The organism is Citrobacter sp. MNAZ 1397 (assembly GCF_023613995.1).
In the GTDB taxonomy this organism is placed as follows: Bacteria; Pseudomonadota; Gammaproteobacteria; order Enterobacterales; family Enterobacteriaceae; genus Phytobacter; species Phytobacter ursingii.
The window spans coordinates 488,986-511,990 of record NZ_JAKIVH010000002.1 but is presented as its reverse complement, the minus strand read 5'-3'; the positions used below and the strand labels follow the sequence as shown (position 1 = coordinate 511,990).

The 23,005-nt window shown below is 53.4% G+C and carries 19 protein-coding genes; 8 read left to right on the top strand and 11 right to left on the bottom strand.

Annotated features, from left to right (window positions below):
- Positions 1-52: 52 nt before the first annotated feature.
- The 3 genes from pyrH to rpsB all read right to left on the bottom strand — a co-directional run bounded on the left by pyrH (position 53) and on the right by rpsB (position 2,641).
- A complete protein-coding gene (gene pyrH, locus L2097_RS17065) occupies positions 53-778 on the bottom strand; it encodes a UMP kinase (RefSeq protein ID WP_039078434.1) in 726 nt (241 codons plus the stop codon).
- A 146-nt stretch (positions 779-924) separates the two neighbouring features.
- Positions 925-1,776 carry a translation elongation factor Ts gene (gene tsf / locus L2097_RS17060; RefSeq protein ID WP_047371769.1) on the bottom strand — a complete coding sequence of 284 codons (852 nt, stop codon included), beginning with the start codon at positions 1,774-1,776 and terminating at the stop codon, positions 925-927.
- Positions 1,777-1,915: 139 nt separating this feature from the next.
- Positions 1,916-2,641, bottom strand: a complete 726-nt coding sequence (gene rpsB, locus L2097_RS17055) for a 30S ribosomal protein S2 (RefSeq protein ID WP_047371770.1) — start codon at positions 2,639-2,641, stop codon at positions 1,916-1,918.
- 377 nt (positions 2,642-3,018) lie between these two features.
- Between rpsB and map the strand changes: the two genes are divergently transcribed.
- The 4 genes from map (at position 3,019) to L2097_RS17035 (ending at position 8,036) form a co-directional block, all read left to right on the top strand.
- Positions 3,019-3,810 (top strand): type I methionyl aminopeptidase, encoded by a 792-nt coding sequence (gene map, locus L2097_RS17050; RefSeq protein WP_085006682.1) that lies wholly within the window; start codon positions 3,019-3,021, stop codon positions 3,808-3,810.
- A 184-nt stretch (positions 3,811-3,994) separates the two neighbouring features.
- Entirely contained in the window at positions 3,995-6,670 is a 2,676-nt protein-coding gene (glnD, locus tag L2097_RS17045) for a bifunctional uridylyltransferase/uridylyl-removing protein GlnD (protein ID WP_047371772.1), read from the top strand.
- A 30-nt stretch (positions 6,671-6,700) separates the two neighbouring features.
- Positions 6,701-7,525, top strand: coding sequence for a 2,3,4,5-tetrahydropyridine-2,6-dicarboxylate N-succinyltransferase (gene dapD, locus L2097_RS17040; RefSeq protein WP_039078429.1), 825 nt, complete (start codon positions 6,701-6,703; stop codon positions 7,523-7,525).
- A 121-nt stretch (positions 7,526-7,646) separates the two neighbouring features.
- Complete coding sequence (locus tag L2097_RS17035) at positions 7,647-8,036, top strand: DUF3461 family protein (protein WP_039078428.1); 390 nt, start codon at positions 7,647-7,649, stop codon at positions 8,034-8,036.
- A gap of 101 nt (positions 8,037-8,137) precedes the next feature.
- On the opposite strand, the gene cdaR is transcribed toward L2097_RS17035, so the two are convergent.
- The 3 genes from cdaR to dgt form a co-directional block, all read right to left on the bottom strand.
- Entirely contained in the window at positions 8,138-9,295 is a 1,158-nt protein-coding gene (gene cdaR / locus L2097_RS17030) for a DNA-binding transcriptional regulator CdaR (RefSeq protein ID WP_047371773.1), read from the bottom strand.
- Between the two features lie 162 nt (positions 9,296-9,457).
- Positions 9,458-10,906, bottom strand: a complete 1,449-nt coding sequence (gene degP / locus L2097_RS17025) for a serine endoprotease DegP (RefSeq protein WP_047371774.1) — start codon at positions 10,904-10,906, stop codon at positions 9,458-9,460.
- Positions 10,907-11,041: 135 nt separating this feature from the next.
- Complete coding sequence (dgt, locus tag L2097_RS17020; protein WP_047371775.1) at positions 11,042-12,556, bottom strand: dGTPase; 1,515 nt, start codon at positions 12,554-12,556, stop codon at positions 11,042-11,044.
- Positions 12,557-12,663: 107 nt separating this feature from the next.
- Between dgt and mtnN the strand changes: the two genes are divergently transcribed.
- The 3 genes from mtnN to L2097_RS17005 are packed head-to-tail and all read left to right on the top strand — an operon-like array spanning position 12,664 to position 14,793.
- Positions 12,664-13,362: a 5'-methylthioadenosine/S-adenosylhomocysteine nucleosidase gene (gene mtnN / locus L2097_RS17015; protein WP_047371776.1), complete on the top strand. Its 699-nt coding sequence runs from the start codon at positions 12,664-12,666 to the stop codon at positions 13,360-13,362.
- Complete coding sequence (gene btuF, locus L2097_RS17010) at positions 13,355-14,155, top strand: vitamin B12 ABC transporter substrate-binding protein BtuF (RefSeq protein ID WP_085006680.1); 801 nt, start codon at positions 13,355-13,357, stop codon at positions 14,153-14,155. Before mtnN ends, btuF begins: the two co-directional genes overlap by 8 nt.
- A gap of 14 nt (positions 14,156-14,169) precedes the next feature.
- Positions 14,170-14,793 (top strand): TRIC cation channel family protein, encoded by a 624-nt coding sequence (locus tag L2097_RS17005; RefSeq protein WP_047371778.1) that lies wholly within the window; start codon positions 14,170-14,172, stop codon positions 14,791-14,793.
- A gap of 49 nt (positions 14,794-14,842) precedes the next feature.
- Here the strand turns inward: L2097_RS17005 and erpA are convergent, their stop codons facing one another.
- Positions 14,843-15,187, bottom strand: a complete 345-nt coding sequence (gene erpA, locus L2097_RS17000) for an iron-sulfur cluster insertion protein ErpA (RefSeq protein WP_039078421.1) — start codon at positions 15,185-15,187, stop codon at positions 14,843-14,845.
- A gap of 193 nt (positions 15,188-15,380) precedes the next feature.
- Between erpA and hemL the strand changes: the two genes are divergently transcribed.
- Complete coding sequence (gene hemL, locus L2097_RS16995; protein WP_047371779.1) at positions 15,381-16,661, top strand: glutamate-1-semialdehyde 2,1-aminomutase; 1,281 nt, start codon at positions 15,381-15,383, stop codon at positions 16,659-16,661.
- A 204-nt stretch (positions 16,662-16,865) separates the two neighbouring features.
- Here the strand turns inward: hemL and fhuB are convergent, their stop codons facing one another.
- The 4 genes from fhuB to fhuA are packed head-to-tail and all read right to left on the bottom strand — an operon-like array spanning position 16,866 to position 22,781.
- Complete coding sequence (fhuB, locus tag L2097_RS16990) at positions 16,866-18,848, bottom strand: Fe(3+)-hydroxamate ABC transporter permease FhuB (protein ID WP_250353343.1); 1,983 nt, start codon at positions 18,846-18,848, stop codon at positions 16,866-16,868.
- Positions 18,845-19,735: a Fe(3+)-hydroxamate ABC transporter substrate-binding protein FhuD gene (fhuD, locus tag L2097_RS16985; protein WP_250353342.1), complete on the bottom strand. Its 891-nt coding sequence runs from the start codon at positions 19,733-19,735 to the stop codon at positions 18,845-18,847. The genes fhuB and fhuD overlap by 4 nt, the downstream gene beginning before the upstream one ends.
- Positions 19,735-20,532 carry a Fe3+-hydroxamate ABC transporter ATP-binding protein FhuC gene (gene fhuC, locus L2097_RS16980; RefSeq protein WP_085006678.1) on the bottom strand — a complete coding sequence of 266 codons (798 nt, stop codon included), beginning with the start codon at positions 20,530-20,532 and terminating at the stop codon, positions 19,735-19,737. The genes fhuD and fhuC overlap by 1 nt, the downstream gene beginning before the upstream one ends.
- Before the next feature lie 47 nt (positions 20,533-20,579).
- Positions 20,580-22,781 (bottom strand): ferrichrome porin FhuA, encoded by a 2,202-nt coding sequence (gene fhuA, locus L2097_RS16975; RefSeq protein ID WP_250353341.1) that lies wholly within the window; start codon positions 22,779-22,781, stop codon positions 20,580-20,582.
- Positions 22,782-23,005 lie beyond the last annotated feature (224 nt).

Sequence of the window (23,005 nt, the reverse complement as noted above, 5' to 3'; positions counted from 1 at the left end):
ACTGCTAAATAAATTAAGGCGGAATCTTACCCTTATTTGTTGCTTACGGGAATTATTCCGTAATCAAAGTGCCTTCATTTTCACCCATTACCACACGACGCAACGCACCCGGCTTGTTCATGTTGAACACACGGATAGGTAATTTATGGTCGCGGGCCAGAGTAAAGGCAGCAAGATCCATGACTTTCAGTTCTTTATCAAGAACCTCGGTATAACTGAGTTGGTCGTACATGGTCGCAGCCGGATCTTTTGCCGGATCGGCAGTAAACACGCCATCCACCTTGGTGGCTTTCAGTACGACATCCGCTTCGATCTCAATGCCACGCAGGCAGGCGGCAGAATCTGTCGTAAAGAACGGGTTACCCGTACCGGCACTAAAGATCACAACACGATTGTTACGCAGCAGACTGATTGCCTCAGCCCAGCTGTAGTTGTCACACACACCGTTCAGCGGAAATGCGGACATCAGGCGGGCATTCACATAGGCGCGATGCAGCGCGTCGCGCATTGCCAGGCCATTCATGACCGTAGCCAGCATGCCCATGTGGTCACCCACCACGCGGTTCATACCCGCTTTCGCCAGGCCAGCCCCACGGAACAAGTTACCGCCACCAATTACCACCCCAACCTGAACACCCAGTTCAACCAGTTCTTTGATTTCTTGCGCCATGCGGTCAAGGATGCTTGCATCAATACCGAAACCTTCGGAACCCTGCAGGGCTTCGCCGCTCAGCTTAAGCAGAATGCGTTTATAGACGGGTTTTGCATTGGTAGCCATGTTTCTTTCCTGAGACTGTCAACAATTAGACGGGTTTAAATCCGGCGATATGATACGTCGCCTGTCAGCGCAAACACTATAGCGATTGGCTGATTTTACTCTGACGGGAACAAAAAGAAGCCGCCCTCAGGCGGCTGCTTTAATCATTAAGACTGCTTGGACATGGCAGCAACTTCTGCTGCGAAGTCAGTCTCAACTTTCTCAATACCTTCGCCCACTTCGAAGCGGATGAAGTTCGTTACATCAGCGCCCTGCTCTTTCAGCAGCTGGCCAACGGTTTTGCTCGGATCCATAACGAAAGGCTGACCAGTCAAAGAAACTTCGCCGGTGAATTTCTTCATGCGGCCTTCAACCATTTTCTCAGCGATTTCTTTCGGTTTGCCAGACTGCATGGCGATGTCCAACTGAACCTGGTACTCTTTTTCTACCACTTCAGCAGACACGTCTTCCGGTTTAACGAATTCTGGTTTGCTTGCAGCGATGTGCATCGCCAGCTGTTTAACCAGCTCTTCGTCTGCGCCTTTAGCCGCAACCAGAACACCGATACGCGCACCGTGCAGGTAAGAACCCAGCACTTCGCCTTCCAGAGAAGCAACACGACGGATGTTGATGTTCTCACCGATTTTAGCAACCAGCGCTACACGTTCTTCTTCGAACTGTGCTTTCAGAACTTCAACGTCAGTGATTTTGCCTGCAACCGCTGCGTCCAGAACTTTGTTAGCAAATGCCTGGAAACCACCGTCTTTCGCAACGAAGTCAGTCTGGCAGTTAACTTCCAGAATGATACCGTAGGTGCCGTCGATCTTGGTGATGATCACGCCGTCAGCAGCAACGTTGCCTGCTTTTTTCGCGGCTTTGATAGCACCAGATTTACGCATGTTTTCGATTGCCAGCTCGATGTCGCCGTGAGCTTCAGTCAGTGCTTTTTTGCAATCCATCATGCCTGCGCCAGTACGTTCACGCAGCTCTTTTACCAGGGATGCGGTAATTTCAGCCATTCTTTAATCCTCGGGAGAATTTGACCTGCCCGGCTCGCAGAACCGCACAGATATGAAAGTAAAAAAGGGGCCTGAGACAGGCCCCCTAACCAAACTTGTAACTACCTGGTTAATAAGGGCTCTTAAAGAGCAAGCCTTATTATTCAGCTTCTACGAAGCTTTCTTCCGCCTGAGCAGCCAGATCCTGAGAACGGCCTTCACGGACGGTCGCAGCAACAGCATTCAGGTACAGGCTAACAGCACGGATTGCGTCGTCGTTACCCGGGATAACGAAGTCAACACCGTCCGGATCGGAGTTGGTATCAACGATAGCAAATACCGGGATACCCAGGTTGTTTGCTTCTTTGATCGCGATGTGCTCGTGGTCAGCGTCGATAACAAACAGTGCGTCCGGCAGGCCGCCCATGTCTTTGATACCGCCCAGGCTGTTTTCCAGCTTGTCCAGCTCACGAGTGCGCATCAGCGCTTCTTTCTTGGTCAGCTTGTCGAAAGTACCGTCCTGAGACTGAGTTTCCAGGTCTTTCAGACGTTTGATGGACTGACGAACGGTTTTCCAGTTAGTCAGCATGCCGCCCAACCAACGATGGTTCACGAAGAACTGGTCGCAGTTGTTTGCAGCTTCTTTCACCGCTTCGCTTGCCGCGCGCTTAGTACCAACGAAAAGGATTTTGCCTTTACGAGAAGCGATCTTGTTCAGTTCAGCCAGAGCTTCGTTGAACATCGGTACAGTTTTCTCAAGGTTGATGATGTGAACTTTGTTACGCGCACCGAAGATGAACGGCTTCATTTTCGGGTTCCAGTAACGGGTCTGGTGACCGAAGTGAACACCAGCCTTGAGCATGTCGCGCATGGAAACAGTAGCCATGTTTAAAACCTCTATATAAAAGTTGGGGTTATGCCTCCACGTATCCCATATTACCGACCCCGAAGGGCACCCCGGAATATGTGCCGATACGTGTGTGTTATTACACAAAGTGAGATTTGGTCGCCTCAGTTCCGAAGAGGAACGGAAGTCCGGCGCGCTTTATACCATAAACAGGCGTCAGACTCCAATAATTGTTGGCGCTACGCGCGGCGCTGAACGATGAATTTCCTGTTACAGCGAAGCATCTCAGTACACGTGTGGTGCGAAAGACGAAGTTCAGAATGATTCTCAATTTGGCACAGTACTCGTCAGACTGTTACCATTGACAGCACTTAGACTAGTATTGTCGAAAAATTCGACGCTGATGGACAGAATTCATGGCTATCTCAATAAAGACTCCAGAAGAAATTGAAAAAATGCGCATTGCCGGTCGCCTCGCCGCCGAAGTGCTGGAAATGATCGAACCTTACATTAAGCCCGGCGTCAGCACTGGCGAGCTGGATCGTATCTGTAATGATTATATCGTTAACGAGCAGCATGCCATCTCCGCCTGCCTTGGCTATCACGGTTTCCCGAAATCCGTTTGCATCTCTATTAATGAAGTGGTCTGCCACGGTATTCCGGACGACGAAAAACTGCTGAAAGATGGTGATATCGTCAACATCGACGTGACAGTAATTAAAGATGAGTACCATGGCGACACGTCGAAAATGTTTATCGTCGGTAAACCCACCATTCTGGGCGAGCGTCTATGTCGTATCACCCAGGAGAGCCTCTATCTGGCGCTGAAAATGGTGAAACCGGGTATTCGTCTGCGCACCCTCGGCGCGGCAATTCAGAAGTTCGTGGAAGCAGAAGGCTTCTCTGTGGTACGTGAATATTGTGGCCACGGTATTGGTCGCGTTTTCCATGAAGAGCCGCAGGTGCTGCACTACGATGCGGACGACGGCGGCGTAGTGCTGCAAAAAGGGATGACCTTTACCATCGAGCCAATGGTAAATGCGGGTGATTACCGTATCCGCACCATGAAAGACGGTTGGACGGTGAAAACCAAAGACCGCAGCCTCTCGGCGCAGTATGAGCATACGATTGTGGTTACCGACACAGGGTGCGAGATTCTGACCCTGCGCAAAGATGACACTATCGACGCAGTGTTAACCGCCGCGTAAGAGTATTTAACGGTCCGCGCTGCGGGCCGTTGTTTTCTCCCCTCAGCCCCGCTTCGCGTCATATATATAAACGACTTTTCATTTCTCGTTATCTCTTCTAATTTGTCGCATATGTCTTCGCATCCCGAACGCTGTCTGCTTCGGTTATGTCGCGTCCTGCCTTCAACTTATGGGTGGCCTGTTAATGAGCAATACATTTTCTGAACAATTCATCAGTACGGTGAAACCCACCCTTCCGGGTCAACCGGACTATCCGGGAAACTGGTCGCAGGACGAACTGAATTGCGCCACCATCAAGGCGCATATCGATACTTTTCAGCAATGGCTGGGGCATGTTTTTGACGCCGGTCTTTCTGCCGAACAACTGATAGAAGCGCGCACGGAGTTTATCGATCAACTTCTGCAACGCCTGTGGCTGGAGTATGGTTTTGGCGACATCAGCGATACCGCGCTGGTGGCCGTGGGGGGCTACGGCCGCGGCGAGTTGCACCCGCTGTCGGATATCGATCTTCTCATTTTGAGCCGCACGAAATTGCCGGACGAACAGGCGCAGAAAATCGGCGAACTGCTCACGCTCTTATGGGACGTTAAACTGGAAGTCGGCCACAGCGTACGTACGCTAAGCGAGTGTCTACAGGAAGGACTTTCCGATTTAACGGTCGCCACTAACCTGATTGAATCACGCTTGTTAATTGGCGATGTCGCCCTGTTTCTTGAACTGCAAAAGCATATTTTCAGTGAAGATTTCTGGCCGTCAGAAAAATTCTTCCCGGCCAAAGTGGCCGAACAAAATGAGCGTCACCAGCGTTATCATGGCACCAGTTACAATCTGGAGCCTGATATCAAAAGCAGCCCTGGCGGCCTGCGCGATATCCACACCCTGCAATGGGTAGCACGTCGCCACTTTGGCGCAACCTCACTGGATGAAATGGTGGGGTTTGGCTTTTTAACCGAAGCCGAACGCAACGAGCTAAATGAGTGTTTGCACCTGCTCTGGCGTATCCGCTTCGCCCTGCACCTTGAACTCAACCGCTATGACAACCGTCTGCTGTTTGACCGCCAGCTCAGCGTCGCCCAACGCCTGAATTACGTCGGTGAGGGGAACCAACCGGTCGAACATATGATGAAGGATTTCTTTCGCGTCACTCGTCGCGTAACCGAACTGAATCATATGCTGTTGCAGCTGTTCGATGAGGCCATTCTGGCGCTCACCGCCGACGAAAAGCCGCGACCGATTGATGACGAATTTCAGCTTCGCGGCACGCTGATTGACCTGCGCGATGATAATCTGTTTATCCGCGAGCCGCAGGCTATCTTGCGTATGTTCTATATGATGGTGCGTAACAGCAGTATCACCGGTATCTATTCCACCACCTTGCGACATCTGCGCCATGCGAGACGCCACCTGATACAGCCACTGTGCTATATCCCCGAAGCACGGTCAATTTTTCTCAGCATGCTCCGCCATCCCGGCGCCGTGAAGCGCGGCCTGCTGCCGATGCACCGCCATAGCGTTTTGTGGGCCTACATGCCGCAGTGGTCGCATATTGTCGGGCAGATGCAATTCGACCTGTTCCATGCCTATACCGTCGACGAACACACCATCCGGGTGATGCTGAAACTGGAAAGTTTCGCAGATGAAGAGACACGTCAGCGTCATCCGCTTTGCGTAGAATTGTGGCCTCGTCTGACGCATCCCGAACTTATCCTGATCGCTGCACTGTTCCACGATATCGCCAAAGGACGCGGAGGCGACCACTCGGTACTCGGCGCGCAGGATGTGCTGAAATTTGCCGAATTACATGGTCTCAACTCCCGGGAGACGCAGTTGGTTGCCTGGCTGGTACGCCATCACTTGCTGATGTCCGTCACCGCCCAGCGGCGCGATATCCAGGACCCGGAGGTTATCAAACAGTTCGCCGAAGAAGTGCAGACAGAAAACCGTCTGCGTTTCCTGGTGTGCCTGACCGTGGCAGATATTTGCGCCACCAATGAAACCTTGTGGAATAGCTGGAAGCAGAGCCTGCTGCGTGAACTCTATTTCGCCACAGAAAAACAGCTGCGCCGGGGCATGCAAAATACACCTGATATGCGCGAACGCGTGCGCCACCATCAGCTTCAGGCGCTGGCGCTACTGCGTATGGACAATATAGATGAAGAGCAACTGCACCAGATTTGGGGACGTTGTCGCGCGAACTACTTCGTCCGCCACAGTCCAAACCAGCTTGCCTGGCACGCGCGGCATCTGTTGCAACATGATCTGAGTAAGCCGTTGATCCTGCTCAGCCCGCAGGCCACGCGCGGCGGTACCGAGATTTTTATCTGGAGCCCGGACAGGCCTTATTTGTTTGCCGCCGTCTGCGCCGAACTGGACCGGCGTAACCTGAGCGTACACGACGCACAGATTTTCACGACCCGTGATGGCATGGCGATGGATACGTTTATCGTGCTGGAGCCAGACGGTAGCCCACTGTCGCCGGATCGTCATGACGCAATCGGCTTTGGCCTGGAACAAGCGATTACACAGCACAGCTGGCAGGCACCTCAGCCGCGTCGCCAACCGGCTAAGTTGCGCCATTTTACCGTCGATACAGAAGTGAATTTTCTGCCGACGCATACCGACCGAAAAAGTTTCCTGGAGCTTATCGCGCTGGACCAACCTGGGTTGCTGGCCCGCGTGGGCAAGGTGTTTGCCGACCTTGGCATTTCGCTCCATGGGGCGAGAATTACGACAATTGGTGAGCGAGTAGAAGATTTATTTATAATCGCGACTGCCGACCGGCGTGGCCTTAATGATGAGCTGCAAAAGGAGGTACAACAACGGTTGACAGAGGCCCTCAATCCAAACGATAAAGGGTGACGTGTTTTTTTATATGGAAAGAGTTTAACAATGCAGCAGTTACAGAACGTTATTGAAGCCGCTTTCGAGCGTCGCGCAGAGATCACCCCGGCAAACGCAGATACCGTTACCCGTGAAGCGGTTAACCAGGTTATTGCCCTGTTAGATTCCGGCGCGCTGCGCGTCGCAGAGAAAATTGATGGTCAGTGGGTCACTCACCAGTGGCTGAAGAAAGCCGTGCTGCTCTCTTTCCGCATTAACGATAATAAGGTTATCGAAGGTGCGGAAAGCCGCTACTTCGATAAGGTACCGATGAAATTCGCCGATTACGACGAAGCGCGTTTCCAGAAAGAAGGCTTCCGCGTCGTGCCGCCAGCGGCAGTGCGTCAGGGTGCATTCATCGCCCGTAACACCGTACTGATGCCGTCTTATGTGAATATCGGCGCTTACGTTGATGAAGGCACCATGGTCGATACATGGGCGACTGTCGGTTCATGTGCGCAGATCGGTAAAAACGTTCACCTGTCTGGCGGCGTCGGAATTGGTGGTGTTCTGGAGCCATTACAGGCCAATCCGACCATTATTGAAGATAATTGCTTTATCGGCGCACGTTCCGAGGTTGTGGAAGGTGTTATTGTTGAAGAAGGTTCTGTGATCTCTATGGGCGTGTACATTGGACAAAGTACGCGTATTTATGACCGCGAAACGGGCGAAGTTCACTATGGCCGCGTCCCAGCGGGCTCCGTTGTCGTTTCAGGCAACCTGCCGTCTAAAGACGGTAAATACAGCCTGTATTGCGCTGTCATCGTGAAAAAAGTCGATGCCAAAACGCGTGGTAAAGTCGGTATCAACGAACTGCTGCGCACCATCGACTAAGTCGTACCCTCTCCCAATTCGGGAGAGGGTGACATATCCCGCCTTTTTTGCATTTCCAGGTGGCGAAAATAGATTTTTTCGTTAATTATTCATAGGTTATGTTGAGCTTAAGGGTACCGCTATGTACGATAATCTTAAAAGTTTAGGCATCACCAATCCTGATGAAATTGATCGCTATAGCCTCCGTCAGGAAGCAAACAACGACATCCTGAAAATCTATTTCCACAAGGACAAAGGCGAGTTTTTTGCCAAAAGCGTTAAGTTTAAATACCCGCGTCAGCGCAAAACCGTGGTTGCGGATGGTATCGGTCAGGGCTACAAAGAGGTGCAGGAGATCAGTCCAAACCTGCGCTATGTGATCGACGAGTTGGATCAAATCTGTCAGCGTGACCGTACGGATGTCGATCTGAAACGTAAGATCCTGGACGATCTCCGCCATCTGGAAAGCGTTGTCGCGAACAAGATCAGCGAAATTGAGTCCGATCTGGAAAAACTGACGCGCAATAAATAATGAGGATGGGTGCAGTCTGATGCCCTCACCCCGCCCTCTCCCACGGGAGAGGGAGAAAACCTCAAAAACGGCAGCCCAACGGTTGCCGTTTTGTTTTTTACCTAGCGCTGTTCGTCCAGCTGTAGCGCCACATAAAGCAGCAGCCTGTCGTCAAAATTCCCCAAATCTAATCCGGTGAGTTCAGAAATACGATTCAGCCGATATTCCAGCGTATTGCGATGAATAAACAACGCTTTTGACGTCGCCAACGGCTGAACATTGTGGCGGAACCATGCGGAAAGCGTACGCCGCAACAGGCCGTTATTATCCATCGCTTTAAGGCGCTGCAGCGGGCGGGAAAGTTCATTTGCCTGCCAGCCACCGCGTAAACTGTCGAGCAGGACCGGTAGCATCAAATCCTGGTAGAAATAGCTACGGCTTTCAGGCATGCGCTGTTTGCCCACCATCATAGTGGTGCGTGCAGTACGGTAGGAGCGGGCGATACTGCCCGGCCCGGTAAAGTAGTTACCCAGCGCAACGCGAAAACGCAACTGGCCGTTTTCTTTCATGCGCTGAATCAACTGTTCAACGCGCTTACGGTGATCTTCCGCATCCCAGCGGCCAAACTGGTTCAGCGCTGGTTTGAGTACCACCATTTCGGTTAACGAGACAATCGCAATAAGGTTGTTGCGCTCAGGTGTGGTCAGGGCATTTTGCAGTTGCTGGAGCTCGGCCATGGCGCTGTCCACGCCCAATTGCCCGCTATCGACTTCCACCACGGCAACCACACGCGGCTGATTTAAATCGATCCCCAAACGCTGCGCCCATTCGGTGAGTGCTGGCGTATGCTCTTCTGCCTGAATCAGGTTCATTACCAGCTCTTCACGCAGACGACTATCCTGGGCCAGCAGGTGCATCAGGCGAGATTGTTCAAGCATCATTTCGGCAGTCATGCATACCAGCTCGCCGTATTTGCGCAACGACTCTGGTTCCCCAGTCAGGCCAATAACGCCGACGATTTCACCCTCCAGACGCAACGGCAAATTGATGCCCTGACGGACCCCATGCAGGTGACGAGCCACCGCATCATCGATATCCACCACGCGCCCTTGCGCCAGTACGAGCAATGCACCTTCGTGCAATTCCCCAACTCGCTCGCGATCGCCGCTACCAATAATGCGGCCACGAGCATCCATTACGTTAATGTTTGTATCGATAATGCGCATAGTGCGCGCCACGATATCCTGCGCCATTTTAGTATCAAGATGCCAGCCAGCCATGTAACCCTCCCGTGAGCAGAGCACAAGCATATGGGAGAAAATTACGCTGTGCATTGTGCAAACGCACAAAGCAGGCGGCGGAAGTATGGAGTTGTGGAAGGCCTCACAAAATCTGAGGAGAGCACCCTCTTCCTCCGGATGGAAGAAGAGGGTTTATGCGGATTACTGCATCAGCAGATAGATTGAAGTATCACCACGCTGAATATTCAAAGCCAGAACTGAAGGCTTGCTGTCGATGATTTTGCGCAACTCGCCAAGGTTTTTCACTGGCTGCTGGTTAGCACCGACGATGATATCGCCTTTCTTGAGGCCAATGCGCGCAGCAGGCGTGTTAGGTTTCACCGTAGTAACAACCACACCTTCCTCTTTGCCATTGTTACTCATCTCTGCGCCTTCGATACCACTGAAGATATTCCCGGAATCAACCTGATTCTGGCTGCTCTGCTGCAGTTCGAGGCTCACGCTCACCGGTTTACCATCGCGCACCAGACCCAGCTCTACCTTACTGCCGATAGGCATAGAACCCACTTCCGCACGCAGCGCGGCGAAGCTGCTGATCGGTTTGCCATTCAGTGAAGTAATCACATCACCGGCTTTCACACCAGCTTTCGCAGCGGCAGAGTTCGGCATGACCTGGCTGACAAAGGCACCGCGTTGGGCGTCAACTTTCATTGCTTTCGCCAGCTCAGAGTTCAGTTCAGTACCCATGATGCCCAGTTCACCGCGACGTACCTGACCATACTGCACCATCTGCGCCGTCAGGTTTTTCACCATATTGCTTGGGATCGCAAAGCCGATACCGATGTTGCCGCCATCCGGAGCAAGGATTGCGGTATTGATACCAATCAGTTCACCATTCAGGTTAACCAGCGCACCGCCGGAGTTCCCCCGGTTGATCGCCGCATCGGTCTGGATAAAGTTTTCGTAGTTTTCCGCATTCAGGCCGCTACGCCCCAGCGCAGAGACGATGCCCGAAGTCACGGTTTCCCCCAGGCCAAACGGGTTACCGATGGCAACGGTATAATCCCCAACGCGCAGCGCGTCAGAGTCGGCAATTTTAATCGCCGTCAGGTTTTTCGGATCCTGAATTTGCACCAGCGCGATATCAGAACGCGGGTCTTTACCAACGATTTTGGCATCGAATTTACGACCATCGCTCAACTGAACTTTGATGGAGGTTGCATTATCTACCACGTGGTTGTTTGTCACCACATAGCCTTTAGCCGCATCAATGATGACACCCGAGCCCAGGGCCATAAATTTCTGCTGCTGAGCGCCATCATTTCCCGGCCCACCTTGTCCACCCGGCGCACCGCCGCCCTGACAGAAAGGCGAGCCCTGGAAGGGAGAACCATCCTGGCAGAACGGGGAATTATCACCGAAGAACTGCTGGAAGTTACGCGGCATACGCGGCGTGTTGACCGTCGTGCTGCCTTCTACGTTAATGCTTACAACGGATGGCATGACCTGCTCAAGCATAGGCGCCAGGCTTGGCATCTGCTGCGAAGTCGATACCGATGACGCGGTTTCAGCAGCCATCACGGAAACAGGGGACAGCGCCAGGCCTAAAGCCAACGCCAGTGCACTCATTGCTAATGTCGTTTTTTTCATGTCTCTCAATCTCTTTACTGATAACGCAAACGGCTGTGTATGTATCACTCAGAGTCGCTTTATAGCGTGAAGTTCCGGGATTAAGTTTTTGGAAAAAGTAAAAATTTATTGTCCGTCTTTACAATTCCCAACCGATTATTCGACAGCCATCAAGCGACGGTATTCATCCCATGCATATAAATCCGTCATTCCGCTGATATAGTCCTGGATGAGGCGACAGCGATGGTAATATTCCATTATCGCGAAGTCGGACTCTTCCTGGGATAATTTGCTCACGGCTTCAACGTAAGCCAGCCGATGACGCGTTGATAACTTCTGGAACAAGCGTGATTCAATAGGGAAGCGTCGCACGCGATCTTTTTCCACCAGCTCTGAGAAATCTGCCAGCGATAATTGCAGCAGTGGACGATAAATCTCCAGCAGCCCACTGATCACGCGGTATCCTTGTAACTCCAGTTGTTCAACATCGGGATGGCTGAACACCTCTTTAATTGCGACATTTTTATAAAGTTCAAGGAGCTGACTATAATCACTGTCATCCTCCAGCAGTGCGTGATTGAATTCCCCGCTGAATATTTGCGGTAAGTTTTCAATAAATCGCTGCGCGGCATACGGTACAAGTTTATTTAATGTATTTACACGTAAGTACATAAAGAACTGATCTTCGGCGCTGCGGCTTAATGAATTGGCCCGGGATTTCTCCCAGGCGTTTTCCACTACCTGAGAGAATAATGAACCTTTACTGTGTTCACCCCAGGCGTCATAGAGATGCTGATAGAGTTGCTCTGCGGTAAAAATGCGCTTTTCCACCGCATCTTCAAGGTCAGCAACACAATAAGAAATATCGTCTGCAGCTTCCATTATCCACGTCAGCGGGAAACGACTGTAAGTATCGAGATCAAGTTCTTTACGCAGCCGTGCAACATACGCCTCTTCGGAAAAATAAAAACCCGGCTTTTTCATTAAATAGCTGTGGGAGGGTGGCGGCGGACCGTTCCACCAGGCAGGACGGGTATATTTCAAAATGCATCCCACCTGCGCCCAGGTCAGATTCATGCGCATCAGGGTGTGAACCAGGCGAATACCCTGCGCATTTCCTTCGAAATGGCTCAGATCCTGGCGCACTTTGCGACGTAGCGCGTTCAGCGTGTCCTCCCCCTCCCGCAGACGCAGCGCCACCACTTCGCAGCGATCGTCCGTCAGCGGCTGGCTGGCCGCATCCTCTGGCGCCAGGCGCTGGCGGAACCAGTCATTGATCGCCGCCTCGCCAAAATGACCAAACGGCGGATTACCGATGTCGTGCATCAGACACGCCATCTCAACAATGCTTTCAAACGGCCCGGTAAGTTCATCCAGGCCATAGGTTTCAAGCAGGCGAAGCTCTTTCAGGCGGCTTAACACTTCTTTGGCGATGTAACGCCCAACCTGCTGTACTTCCAGCGAATGGGTCAATCGCGTGCGTACCGCCGCGTTGCGTTCCAGGGGAAAGACCTGTGTTTTTTGCTGCAGACGACGAATCGCCGCTGAATTGATTATCCGACCCCGATCGCTTTCAAAAATGCGCAGGATTTCGCGCTCAGTTTTCACGCCTTGCGGCGAGCGGAAGCGACGATGCCAGTTTATTTTTTTGCGAAAATCGATCTCAGCCATTTCCTCTCCTGTCAGCGAGGCGTCACGGATATCATGCAATTGTGTATGCCATGATAGACTATGCCCTGAAAACGTAACCCTGTCTTATCACATTAGCGAGTATCTCCATGAAAATTGGCATTATTGGTGCAATGGAAGAAGAAGTTACGCTGCTGCGTGACAAAATCGAAAATCGTCAGACGCTGACTATTGGCGGCTGTGAAATTTACACCGGTACGCTGAATGGTACAGAAGTCGCCCTGCTGAAATCTGGCATCGGCAAAGTGGCCGCCGCAATGGGCGCAACCCTGCTACTGGAACGCTGCAAGCCAGATGTGATTATCAATACAGGTTCCGCCGGTGGTCTGGCGTCAACGCTGAAAGTCGGCGATATCGTTGTCTCTGACGAAGCGCGCTATCACGACGCGGACGTCACCGCCTTTGGCTACGAATTCGGCCAGTTACCCGGCTGCCCGGCGGGCTTTAAAGCGGATGAAAAGCTGATTACGGCGGCAGAAAGCTGCATTAAACAGCTCAATCTGAATGCGGTTCGCGGTCTGATCGTCAGTGGCGATGCCTTTATTAACGGCTCCGTAGGTCTGGCCAAAATTCGCCATAACTTCCCGCAGGCGGTAGCCGTCGAAATGGAAGCCACCGCCATCGCGCATGTTTGCCATAACTTTGGCGTGCCGTTTGTGGTGGTACGAGCGATCTCTGACGTAGCCGATCAGCAATCCCACCTGAGCTTTGATGAGTTCCTGGTGGTTGCCGCGAAACAGTCCAGCCTGATGGTTGAGACACTGGTGCAGAACCTGGCTCGTGGCTAAACATCTGTTCAGGGCGCTGGCCGCCCTGCTTATTTTTGCTTCGACGTGGCTTAACGCCACGTCGCGCGTTATCTCCCTTTCTCCCGCGAATACGGAAATGGCCTTTGCTGCCGGCATCACGCCCGTGGGCGTCAGCAGCTATTCAGACTTTCCCCCTGAGGCGAAAAAAATCGAGCAAGTCGCCACCTGGCAAGGCTTAAACATCGAGCGGATTGTGGCGTTAAAACCCGACGTCGTCCTCGCCTGGCGCGGCGGCAATGCGGAACGTCAGGTTGATCAACTGGAACGGCTGGGTATCAAGGTGCTGTGGCTGGATGCGGTGACCATCGAACAGGTCGCGGAATCTCTGGCCGAACTCGCGCAATACAGCCCACACCCCAAACAAGCGCAGCAGGCATCAACTGAGCTGCTTGCCCAGTACCACGCGCTGAAAAAACAGTATGCCGGGCAAAGTAAAAAACCCGTATTTTTGCAGTTTGGCGGGGAACCGCTTTTCACCAGCGGTAAAGGCTCGTTGCAAAATGAAGTGCTGGAACTTTGCGGGGGCGAAAATATCTTTGCCGCCAGCCGGGTTCCCTGGCCCCAGGTGAGTCGTGAGCAAGTGCTGGCGCGCGAACCCCATGCTATCGTGGTAGCAGGAGATGCGAGCGAAATTCCTAAAATCGAACAATTCTGGCGCAAACAGCTCGATATTCCCGTTATTCCGCTAACCAGCGACTGGTTTGAGCGCGCAGGTCCGCGTATTATCCTCGCCGCTCAACAACTCTGCCCTGCCCTGGCGCAGGTGAAATAACCGGGGATTGAACCATGCTCGTCTACTGGCTGGATATTGTCGGTACCGCTGTTTTTGCCATCTCAGGTGTGCTGCTTGCCGGCAAACTCCGGATGGATCCTTTTGGTGTGCTGGTATTAGGCGTGGTGACCGCCGTCGGCGGCGGCACGATCCGCGATATGGCACTGGCCCACGGACCGGTATTCTGGGTGAAAGATCCGACCGATCTGGTCGTCGCCATGGTCACCTGTATGCTGACGATTTTGCTGGTTCGCCAGCCAAGACGCCTGCCGAAGTGGGTGCTGCCAGTGCTGGACGCCGTCGGACTGGCCGTGTTTGTCGGTATTGGGGTAAACAAAGCATTTATGGCCGGTACCGGGCCGCTGGTCGCAACGGGTATGGGCGTGCTGACCGGAGTTGGCGGCGGGATCATTCGTGATGTGCTGGCACGCGAAGTACCGATGATCCTGCGAACGGAAATCTACGCCACCGCCTGTATCATTGGCGGCATTGTGCATTCAACAGCGGCTTACGTTTTTGATGTACCGCTGGAAAACGCTGCGATGCTTGGGATGGTCGTTACACTAGGCATTCGCCTTGCCGCCATACGCTGGCATCTCAAACTGCCAACATTTGCGCTGGATGAGACTGGCAGATAGCAAAAAGCCGTGTCAGTGACACGGCTTTTTTGTGGCATCCGAACAGGGCTCAGATGCTGAATGAGGATCCGCAACCGCAGGTGCTTGTCGCGTTCGGGTTGGTCACCACGAAGCGGGAACCTTCCAGACCTTCGGTATAATCAACCGAACCACCCACCAGATATTGCAGGCTCATCGGGTCAACAACAAGGCCAACGCCCTGTTTCTCAATGGTCATATCGCCATCGTTGATCTGGTCGTCAAACGTGAAGCCATACTGGAAGCCACTGCAACCGCCGCCGGTAATGTAGACACGCAGTTTCAGGTTCGGATTGTCTTCATCCGCAATCAGGTTTTTAACTTTACTGGCTGCTGCGTCGGTAAACTGCAGCGGCAGCGCTACATCATCACTCATTTTTCGCTCCCATTCATACTGCGATCTGGGCAAATAATAACCCGATCATTTTGGCTATTATCTATTACCCTGGTTATTCGTTCAAGTATTCTCCCGCTGCGGCGGCTATCCTTTCCGTGCGCAATACTTTTATCCTCTTCCAGGAATCCCTTAGAATAAGCGCTATTGCTTTTAACAAACCAGGAACAATTTCATGAGTAAGTCAGAAAACCTCTACAACGCCGCACGCGAACTTATCCCCGGCGGCGTTAACTCGCCGGTACGCGCCTTCACCGGCGTAGGAGGCACGCCGCTGTTTATTGAACGAGCTGACGGCGCTTACCTCTATGACGCCGACGGCAAAGCTTACATTGATTACGTCGGTTCCTGGGGTCCGATGGTACTGGGTCACAACCATCCGGCCATTCGTAATGCGGTGATTGAAGCCGCCCAGCGCGGCCTGAGCTTTGGCGCGCCGACCGAGATGGAAGTGAAAATGGCCGAGCTGGTGACCCAACTGGTACCGACCATGGATATGGTGCGTATGGTGAACTCGGGTACAGAAGCCACCATGAGCGCGATTCGTCTCGCTCGCGGTTTTACTGGCCGCGATAAAATTATCAAATTTGAAGGCTGCTACCACGGTCACGCGGACTGCCTGCTGGTCAAAGCCGGCTCCGGCGCGCTGACGCTGGGCCAGCCAAACTCACCGGGCGTGCCTGCGGATTTCGCCAGACATACCCTCACCTGCACCTATAACGATCTGTCGAGCGTCCGCGAAGCTTTCGAGCAATATCCGCAGGATATCGCCTGTATCATTGTCGAGCCGGTCGCGGGCAACATGAACTGTATTCCGCCGAAAGATGACTTCCTGCCGGGGCTGCGCGCGCTCTGCGATGAGTTCGGCGCGTTGCTGATTATCGACGAAGTAATGACTGGCTTTCGCGTCGCGCTGGCCGGTGCGCAATCTTACTATGACGTTACGCCGGACCTGACTTGTCTGGGTAAAATTATCGGCGGTGGGATGCCAGTGGGCGCATTTGGCGGCCGTCGCGATATCATGGAAGCCCTGGCGCCGACCGGCCCGGTCTATCAGGCGGGTACGCTTTCCGGTAACCCGATCGCCATGGCCGCGGGCTATGCCTGTCTGACCGAAGTGTCACAGGTGGGGGTACATGAAACGCTCAATGATCTGACGGCCTTGCTGGCAGATGGCCTGATTGATGCGGCGCGCGGCCAGGGTATTCCGTTGGTGGTCAACCACGTAGGCGGGATGTTCGGTCTGTTCTTTACCGATGCGCCGGAAGTCACCTGCTACCAGGATGTGGTGGCCTGCGATGTCGAACGTTTTAAACGCTTCTTCCACCTGATGCTTGAAGAGGGTGTTTATTTTGCGCCGTCAGCCTTCGAAGCAGGTTTTATGTCCGTCGCGCATAGCGAAGAAGATATCCGCAATACGGTTGATGCAGCACGCCGCGTGTTTGCGAAACTGTAATCCCTGACGAAACAGGTGTCGCCTTGCGCGGCACCTGTGCGGGCTGATGCCCTCTCCTACGGGAGCGGGTGAAAAATTATCGACTCTGCTTTCTCAAACTCGTAGCCCTGATAAGGCGTTTGCGCCACCATCCGGGGCATTCCCCGGTGTCGCTTCGCTAACCGGGGCTACATACAAACCGAACCTGCTCCGGGCTCTTCCGGATTACCGACTCTGCTTTCTCAGCAAATAGATAAAATACGGCGCGCCGATGAAGGTCGACAGTAGCCCCGCCGGAACCTGGTAGGGAAACATCATCATTCGCCCGCACCAGTCGGCAAACACCAGCAGTAGCCCCCCCGTCAGCGCGGACATAACGATATGCGGCAGGGTACGGCGAAAGCCCATCATTCGCGCGATATGCGGTGCCATCAGACCGATAAAACTCAGCGGACCAATGGTCATTGTTGCGGTTGCTGTTAACGCCGCCGCCAGCAGCAATAGTCCAATACGTGATGGGGTTAATGCCATCCCCACCGAACGCGCCGTATCACCGCCCAACGGTAATACCGTCAGCCAGCGACGACATAGGGGCACCAGCGCCAGGAGCACGATCATCATCAGACCCGTACGTATCACCTGCTCAAAGGTTGCGTGATAGGTCGAGCCGGAAATCCACGTCAGGATTTTCGCCATACGTGGATCGCCGCTTGCCTGCAACATCATCAGCAGCATGGTAAATGCGGTGCTGAGCGCCATCCCGGCCAGCAGCATACGGTGCGGCGAAAAACCGCCGCGCCCGGCGGCGATCAGAATGATCAGCAGGGTAATGGCCGCGCCAAGACTCCCGGCAGGCATCAGCCAGCCAAAGGCATTCCCCGGCACGAAAAACAGCATGACCACGACACCGAAGGCCGCTCCGGAGCTGATCCCCAGCACTTCCGGGCTTGCCATCGGGTTACCTGTCAGGCGCTGAATAATACACCCGGCCACCGCCAACATGATCCCGGCGGTCAGCGCAGCGATAATCCGCGGCATACGCCACTGCATCAGCTCGTCGAGCAGCGTACCGCTAATCCAGCGCCAGCCTTCCGCGTCGCGTCCAAACGAAAGAGCCGCCAGTATGCCCAGCAGCAGCACAGCCAGCCCTGCCAGCGCAAACCACTGCACGTTCTGCCTTTCCGTGGGGACATTGTCCCCAACATCCATCGAGGGCGCGCTCATACTGCGTAAACGTGGCAGCAACCACAGCAGCAACGGTGCGCCAATCAGCGCGGTCATAGACCCTGTTGAGACCTCCATCCATACGCGGGAGAGCCACTGGATGAGCTGGTCAGATAGCCAAAGAATCAGGGCGCCAATCAGCGGTGCTAGCATCAGACGGGCCAGCAGTCGCCGCGCACCGAGCATTTTCGCCAGCAGGGGGGCAAACAGCCCAATAAAACCGATAATACCGACCGCATTCACCAGCAATGCACTAAGCACGATCGCAAGCGTAAGCGCGGCCAGACGAACCAGGGATATCGCGAGGCCAAGGTTACGGGCAACGCCATCATCCAGCCCCATCAGCGTTAACGGGCGCAGCAACAGCAAGGTAAGTACTACGCCGCCGAGCAACTGCGGCCACAGGTGCTGCACGCCGCGCCAGTCAGTCTGAGTAAGTGTACCGGTGCTCCACAGGAACATGCTTTGCAGCGCATCGTGGTGGAAAATCACCAACAGCTGATTCACCGCCCCGCAGTAGAGGCTCACCACCAGCCCCGCCAGAATGAGCGTCACCGGAGAAAGCCGTTTCCCCCAGGCAACGCCGAACACCAGCGCCCCGACCACGCAGGCGCCGGCCAGCGCGGCAAACTGCGTCGTCAAGGCGCCCGGCAACGCCCATAGCGTAGTAACCGTAATGCCCAGTTGTGCGCCGGTAGAAACGCCGAGCGTTGTGGGCTCTGCCAGCGGGTTACGTAACACCTGCTGGAACAGCACGCCCACCAGCCCCAGCCCCGCCCCGACTAACAGCGAAATCACCAGTCGTGGCAGCAGGCTGTAGTGGAACAGCATCTGTTCAATCACATCAATGTCGGGCGTAAAGAGCGCCTGTCCCCATTGGGCGCGAGGAAGCGCGGCATTGAAATTCAGCCAGCTTAGCCAGGCGCCAGCGATACATAACACCGCCAGTAGCAGACCCGGCAGTAACGCAAACGGTCTTCTCATGCTTTGCCCCCGAGTGCGTTGTCCAGGACGCGCGCAAAGTGCATGGCAGAGAGCGTCGCACCATAGAACCAGACGGCAGGTACGCGCTGGAATCGGCCCGTGCGCACAAATGGCATCGCCTGCCACAACGGGGTCGCCATCAACTTACGCATCTCAGTATCATTACCGTGGTCAAAACAGAGAACGTCGACGTCTTTATACATCGCCAGGCGATCAATCCCCACGGCGGTGCTTCCCCAAAATGTGGTTTCCCCCTGCCAGGCATTTTGAATACCAAATTCGTCCAGAACCTCCTGGAACAGACAGTTGCGGGTAAAGACCAGCATGTGGCGTGCATCAAGCAACGTCATCATCAACAACGGGCGTTCGCCGCGCTGTCTGAAATGCGGTTTTTTGTCGGCAATAAAGCTATCAAACGTATCCAGATGCGCTTTCGCCGCCGCTTCCATCTGGAACAGACGCGCCATCTCATTAAGAGATTTTCTTGCCGTCGCCAGCGGTTTCTTACCGTCGCTAAAACTGAACCCCTGCCCCGGCGCGATTCTCGCCAGTACATCGTCAGAGGGGCCATAGCCGGCAGACCAGACGAGGAAAGAAGGTTTCATCTGCGTAAGCAGTTCCAGATTGGGCTCCGTGCGCAGCCCAACGTCAATTACTCCGGGGGGGAGTGCAGGTTCATTCACCCACAGGTTGTAGTTGGGAATATCGGCAATGCCGTAAGGTTTAATCCCCAGCGCCAGCAGCAGTTCGACCGGCAGCCACTCCAGACCGACAATCCGCTGTGTGTCGATTTCCGCGGCCTGCGCGCTGCGCATCTGCCACAGCAAGGGAGAGAGCGCCATCATCGTCAACAGACGGCGACGGCTAATCAGGTTCAGGCCATCCATTAATAGACAAAGCTCACCGGGGCAGCACCTGACGGGTGAGGAAGAATCCCCATCGGGATACCGTAAATTTGTTCGAGAGTCTCCGCACGCATGAGTGTATCCGGGGTCCCCTGGGCAATCATTTCACCACCGCGTAATGCGACAAGGTAATCGCAATAGCGCGCCGCCATATTGATATCGTGTAACACGGCAATTACCGTCAGCCCGCGCTGCTGGCTTAAACGGTGCACCAGCGCCAGCACGTCCACCTGATGAGCGATATCCAGTGCCGAGGTCGGTTCATCCAGCAGCAGACAACGGCTATCCTGTGCGACCAGCATGGCAATCCATGCACGCTGACGCTCACCGCCGGACAGACTATCAACCAGGCGGTGTGCCAGCGGTTTGAGTCCAACCAGCGTTATTGCCTCGTCCACTTTCTCTTTGTCAGCCACACCAAAACGGCCCAATGCGCCATGCCACGGATACCGGCCAATCGCCACCAGTTCACGTACCGTCATCCCTTCTGCCTGCGGCAACTGTTGTGGCAAATAGGCCACCTTGCGGGCAAAAGATTTACTGCTCCAGCTTGCCAGCGGCTGTCCGTCGAGCAGAACTTCACCCTGCGAAGGCGGCTGATGACGCCCCAGCATTTTCAGCAGTGTGGATTTCCCTGAACCGTTATGCCCGATAAGGCCAGTGACTTTGCCAACCGGAAAGGTCAGAGAAAGAGGATGCAGCAGCGTGCGGCCAGGCACACTGAATGTGACGTCGGTGAGTTGAAACGTGGTATCGGGAAGCGCGTTGTTTTCCTGCATGAGTGCCAACTTTTAAAAGGGCACGGCGAACCGTGCCCGAAGAGAGATTAGAAGCGGAAGGTTGCTGTCGCCACCACCTGACGCTCAGCGCCCCAGTAACATGCGTATTCACGATAGCAACTGGAGACATACTCGCGGTTGAAGAGATTATTCACATTCACCCCCACAGAAGAGCCAGGCAGACCAAGGCGAGCTAAATCATATTTGACTGTCGCGTCCACCAGGGTGTAGCTGGCTACACTGAAGGTCTCGTTAGCTTGAGGGCCCGAGGCATAGAAGCTGGAAGTTGAACCGATATAACGCGCACCAGCTCCGACAGTTAAACCAGACAGTGCTGATTCATGGAAGGTGTAATCAGCCCAGAAAGAGGCCATATTTCGCGGGATCTCTGCGGGACGCTTACCTTCCATGAGGGTATCATGCGTGTATTCAGCGTCTGTATAGCTATATGCCGCAGTCAGATCAATGTTTGCCGTAACGGCTGCTTTCGCTTCCAGCTCGAATCCTCGAGAGCGAATTTCGCCGCCCTGAACACTAAAGCTCGTATTTTGAGGATCCGCTGTTAGGTTTTTATCTTTTGTCAGGTGGAATAAAGCCGCAGTGATAGTCACTGGCATATTCTTCGGCAAGTATTTCACGCCCGTTTCATACTGTTTTCCGCGAGCAGGGTCGAAGGGTTTTCCTTCTTTCGTGGCGCCAGAAGTGGGTTCAAACGACTCGCTGTAGCTAAAGTACGGTGAAACACCATTGTCAAAGACATAGTTGATGCCGCCACGCCAGGTGAACTGCTCGTCATTGATTTCAGACATTGAACTGCTAGAACGGGTAAAGGTTGACGTTTTAGCGAAATCATAACGTCCACCGAGGGTCAGGACCCATTTATCCCATTCAGCCTGATCCTGTACATACAGACCCGTCTGTTCTTGGCGATTGATCACCGCATACGGGAAGTACACACTGACATTTGCATTGCCGTATTGTGGATCCATCATGCTAATCGGATCAGCAGAACCATAGTCCGCGTTAATGTCGTTACGCATCCGCATATAATCAACGCCTGTCAGAATCGTGTGATCGACTGGTCCGGTTGCAAATCTGGATTGAAGTTGATTATCAACAGTGAAACTGTTCAGGTTCTCGTCTGAACGAACATAAGCACGGCCGATTTGTGCTGGTGCAATATAGCTGTTGCCATATACAGAACGATAAAGCGTTTGAATACGTGCATATCGCAGATTTTGGCGCACTGTAAATGTGTCATCAAACGCATGCGAGAAGCTATAACCCACCATCTGCTGACGGCGAGCCATTTTATTATTAATTTCACCTTCATTGAAGTCAGTCGGCAGCTTATGTGCGGTACCTTTCGCATCATAATAAGGAACGACTGTCCCCTGGCGCGGCAACCAACCATAGTAACCAGCATAAGGATCATTCTGGAAATTACTGAGGAAGGTGAAATCGGTTTCATCATCTGGGCGCCAGCTAAAGGAAGGAGCTACTGCATAACGCGTAGATTTTACCGCCTCCTGCTGTGCGTTTTGGCTGCGCCCTAACCCTGTCAGACGATAGGACCAAACTCCGCTGTCATCAATTGCATCGCTGAAATCGAAACCAGTTTGCCAAAGATTATTTGTCCCCATCTTAAACTGAATTTCATGCAGCGGCGTCGTTGTAGGACGCTTGCTTACCATACTGACGATACCGCCCGGATTACTACGCCCGTACAGTACAGAAACAGGGCCACGCATTAACTCTACTCGTTCCAAAAAAAATGGATCTAAAGAAGCTTCCGAGTAGTTATCACCCTGAATTTTCATACCATCTAAATACTGATTGGTATTTACAGTCGTTGGGGTCGTAAAGCCGCGAATAGAAACCACGTCATAAGTTGTTGAACTACCGCGAGTAGAGAATACCCCAGGAGTATAACCTAACGCTTCTTTCACTGTAGCTGGCTGTTTTTTGTCCATTTCCTCGCGTGTCACCACAGAGATCGACTGCGGGGTCTTCTCTATCGGGGTGTCGGTTTTGGTCCCCGTCGCTGAGTGTCGCGCGGCAATCGTCGCCGCCGGGCCCCATGCATTTTCCTGAGGAGCCGTACTGCTGGAGGTTACGGTAACAGTATCTTCGGGTTGGGTCGTTGCAGCCTGTGCATAGACAGACATACCGCTAACCGCTGTGGCTACAACTACTGCGAGCTTACGCAGCGAGGTGTTGACTGGCTGAGCAGTTTTTTGACGCGCCATTGTTTATTCTCTGACAATGAGTGAATGATAACGTAAACGATAATTATTATTATGACGGCAGCATAATATGCGAAGCGTCGACTGCATAGCAAGCGCTAAGCGGCCCTGTGCAGTGTGAGGGATTAATAAACAACCAGGTAAAAAGCAGGGCGTTAATAAGGGATTAAAAAGGGTTTAAAGCGACGTTAAAGGGGTGTTTGATACGTGCCAAAATGAAAAACCCC

Bases quoted from the DNA above. Each gene is read 5' to 3' on its own strand.
- pyrH (WP_039078434.1), bottom strand. From the start codon at position 778: ATGGCTACCAATGCAAAACCCGTCTATAAACGCATTCTGCTTAAGCTG.
- tsf (WP_047371769.1), bottom strand. From the start codon at position 1,776: ATGGCTGAAATTACCGCATCCCTGGTAAAAGAGCTGCGTGAACGTACT.
- rpsB (WP_047371770.1), bottom strand. From the start codon at position 2,641: ATGGCTACTGTTTCCATGCGCGACATGCTCAAGGCTGGTGTTCACTTC.
- map (WP_085006682.1), top strand. From the start codon at position 3,019: ATGGCTATCTCAATAAAGACTCCAGAAGAAATTGAAAAAATGCGCATT.
- glnD (WP_047371772.1), top strand. From the start codon at position 3,995: ATGAGCAATACATTTTCTGAACAATTCATCAGTACGGTGAAACCCACC.
- dapD (WP_039078429.1), top strand. From the start codon at position 6,701: ATGCAGCAGTTACAGAACGTTATTGAAGCCGCTTTCGAGCGTCGCGCA.
- L2097_RS17035 (WP_039078428.1), top strand. From the start codon at position 7,647: ATGTACGATAATCTTAAAAGTTTAGGCATCACCAATCCTGATGAAATT.
- cdaR (WP_047371773.1), bottom strand. From the start codon at position 9,295: ATGGCTGGCTGGCATCTTGATACTAAAATGGCGCAGGATATCGTGGCG.
- degP (WP_047371774.1), bottom strand. From the start codon at position 10,906: ATGAAAAAAACGACATTAGCAATGAGTGCACTGGCGTTGGCTTTAGGC.
- dgt (WP_047371775.1), bottom strand. From the start codon at position 12,556: ATGGCTGAGATCGATTTTCGCAAAAAAATAAACTGGCATCGTCGCTTC.
- mtnN (WP_047371776.1), top strand. From the start codon at position 12,664: ATGAAAATTGGCATTATTGGTGCAATGGAAGAAGAAGTTACGCTGCTG.
- L2097_RS17005 (WP_047371778.1), top strand. From the start codon at position 14,170: ATGCTCGTCTACTGGCTGGATATTGTCGGTACCGCTGTTTTTGCCATC.
- erpA (WP_039078421.1), bottom strand. From the start codon at position 15,187: ATGAGTGATGATGTAGCGCTGCCGCTGCAGTTTACCGACGCAGCAGCC.
- hemL (WP_047371779.1), top strand. From the start codon at position 15,381: ATGAGTAAGTCAGAAAACCTCTACAACGCCGCACGCGAACTTATCCCC.
- fhuB (WP_250353343.1), bottom strand. From the start codon at position 18,848: ATGAGAAGACCGTTTGCGTTACTGCCGGGTCTGCTACTGGCGGTGTTA.
- fhuD (WP_250353342.1), bottom strand. From the start codon at position 19,735: ATGGATGGCCTGAACCTGATTAGCCGTCGCCGTCTGTTGACGATGATG.
- fhuC (WP_085006678.1), bottom strand. From the start codon at position 20,532: ATGCAGGAAAACAACGCGCTTCCCGATACCACGTTTCAACTCACCGAC.
- fhuA (WP_250353341.1), bottom strand. From the start codon at position 22,781: ATGGCGCGTCAAAAAACTGCTCAGCCAGTCAACACCTCGCTGCGTAAG.